Below are 753 nucleotides of genomic sequence, written 5' to 3' on the forward strand. Positions count from 1 at the left end.
GCCGGGCCCGTCCCCTTCCAAAGCCGTCGCCACCACCAGCGGGGCCCTTCCGGTTCAGGATCGGCCTGGGGAACGGGCGAGGCTGCCCGGCGTTCGCGCCACCGCCGCACCTCCTCCTCCACGTCCCGCGTCTTGGTGATGACCGGCGGCCCGCCCTGAAGCTGGCGCCGCGCGTCGATGACCCGGCGGTTGAAGTCCTGCAGGATGTCGCGGACCTGCTGTTCTGCGTACTGGGCATCGAGCTTGGCATCCAGCTCGGCGTCCTCGGTGCGGAGCAGAATGGCCGCCGGACCGAGGCCGCTGATGTTTTCCCGCTGAATGAGGCCCTTGACCCACCAGTCGGGGTCATAGGACTCGCCTAGTTCCGGTATCGGTTTGCCCGCGTACTTGAGGTTGTCGAACTTTCCTTGCGCCATGGCGTCCCGGACCAGATACTCCGCCCTGGCGGCATCGCTCACCTTGCGGCGTTTCTCCCGCTCCTGCTCGTCGAGGGCATCAAGCGCCGCCTCCTCCTCGGCGCTGATGCCGGCTCCCCGGTAGGACCGGACTTCCGCGGCCCGCTCCAGGCGCTTCCGGAAGTCCTCCGAACCGCTGCTCATCGCTGCCACCGCCTCACGTCGGAATAATCCTTCCTTCCAGTATTCAGAAGCTTTTCATCGGCTTCAACGCAAGCCCGCGGATCAGTTCGGGCGTGAGGTTTTGGCCCGGCCGGTGAGCTGCTGGCCACTGCCACGAGCTCACTCCGCGGGTCCG

1 protein-coding gene is annotated in these 753 nt (G+C 67.2%); it reads right to left on the reverse strand.

What is annotated here, in order from left to right; translation table 11 throughout:
• Positions 1 to 599: DnaJ family domain-containing protein (locus AC5RWX_RS33940; protein ID WP_494100527.1), on the reverse strand; the 599-nt coding region annotated here is incomplete at its 3' end.
• Positions 600 to 753 lie beyond the last annotated feature (154 nt).

This window comes from Arthrobacter sp. SPT-J7, assembly GCF_059089965.1.